A 1,392-nucleotide genomic window follows, 5' to 3' on the forward strand; every position below is an offset into this window, starting at 1 on the left:
TAAAAGCGGCCCGGTAGCGTCGTTTCTCCCGAGATCAACGCCGAGCACACCCGCCGATATGTGCCGCCCGGGCGGCCAGACCGGACGGCTATGACGGCCGATCCGTCCGGCTCCGCAGTCCGGCGAGGAGGCGGTCCAGGGCCTCCTCCGTCCGGGCGAGGGCGTCCGGGGCCGGGGCCTGCGACCGCGCCAGCCATAGGGCCGCCTCGTTCATCGCCCCGGAGAGCAGTCGGGCCAGCGGTTCGACGGGTTGGTCGTCGATGACGCCCGCCTCGACCAGGTCTCCGAGCGCTTCGGCCAGGTGGCGGGCCGAGGAGTCCTCGTCCATGGCGCGCCACTCGTCCCAGCCGAGCACCGCAGGGGCGTCGACCAGGACGATCCTGCGCACCACCGGGTCGCTCCCGGCGGCCAGGAAGGCCCTGCACCCGGCCCGCAGGCGCTCCCACGGGTCGTCGTGCCGGTCGGCGGCTCCGGCGACCCGCTCGCCCAGCTCGTGTTGGACGTCGGCGACCACGGCCCGGAAGAGCCCCGCCTTGCTCGCGAAGTGGTGGTAGGCCGCCCCCTTGGTGACGCCCACCGCCGCCGCCACGTCGGCCAGGACCACGGCGTGGTAGCCGTCGGCGGCGAACCTGCGCCGCCCCTCGGCCAGCAGCGCCGCCCGTGTCGCCGCCCGCTGCTCGGCCCGCGTTCCGGCCATGCCCGGCTCACTCCCCTCGTTTCACATACCCCGGGTATGCTAGCGTCCCATTTCACATACCCGGGGTATGTGAAACGAGCCCTCGGGGAGCGGGAGACAGGGAGAACAGGACATGCAGGCCAAGCTCGCAGGCTTCTACCCCGTGATCGCCACGCGCGACGTCGCCGAGGCGCGCCGCTTCTACACCGGGCACTTCGGCTTCGAGGTCACCTTCGAGGCCGACTGGTACGTGAGCCTCCACCGCCCGGACGCGCCGCAGTACGAGCTGGCCCTGCTCGACGCCGCGCACCCGACCCTGCCGGAGGGGTACCGCGCACCTGTCCAGGGCGGGCTACTGCTCAACTTCGAGGTCGACGACGTGGACGCGGAGCACCGCAGGCTGGTGGGAGAGGAGGGGTTGAGCGAGGTGCTGCCGCTGCGCACGGAGGAGTTCGGGCAGCGGCACTTCATCGTCGCCGCGCCGGACGGGGTGCTGGTGGACGTGATCACGGTCGTACCGCCGAGCGAGGAGTACGCGGAGATGTACGCCGCGGACCCGGGTGCCTGATCGGGGCCGTCAGAACTTCGGCGGGGCCCTCCCGTGGGCGGGAGGGCCCCGCCGTCGGTGATGGGTGGGGGCGGGTTCTCGGTCCTGTCATGGACCGGCGCGGCGCATGAGGGTGCGGGCGATGCGGGCCGCGCAGGCCAGGTGGTGC

2 protein-coding genes are annotated in these 1,392 nt (G+C 72.9%); one reads left to right on the top strand and one right to left on the bottom strand.

Going from position 1 to position 1,392, the window contains the following annotated elements; translation table 11 throughout:
* Positions 1-88 precede the first annotated feature (88 nt).
* Complete coding sequence (locus O4J56_RS31955; RefSeq protein WP_270690972.1) at positions 89-697, bottom strand: TetR/AcrR family transcriptional regulator; 609 nt, start codon at positions 695-697, stop codon at positions 89-91.
* Positions 698-809: 112 nt separating this feature from the next.
* Here O4J56_RS31955 and O4J56_RS31960 point away from each other — a divergent pair, with 112 nt between their 5' ends.
* The gene (locus O4J56_RS31960) at positions 810-1,244 is read left to right on the top strand and encodes a VOC family protein (protein ID WP_270690973.1); all 435 of its coding nucleotides are present in this window, start codon (positions 810-812) and stop codon (positions 1,242-1,244) included.
* The last annotated feature ends 148 nt before the right edge of the window (positions 1,245-1,392 follow it).

Origin of the sequence: Nocardiopsis endophytica (assembly GCF_027706725.1) — a bacterium.
Classification (GTDB): domain Bacteria; phylum Actinomycetota; class Actinomycetes; order Streptosporangiales; family Streptosporangiaceae; genus Nocardiopsis_A; species Nocardiopsis_A endophytica.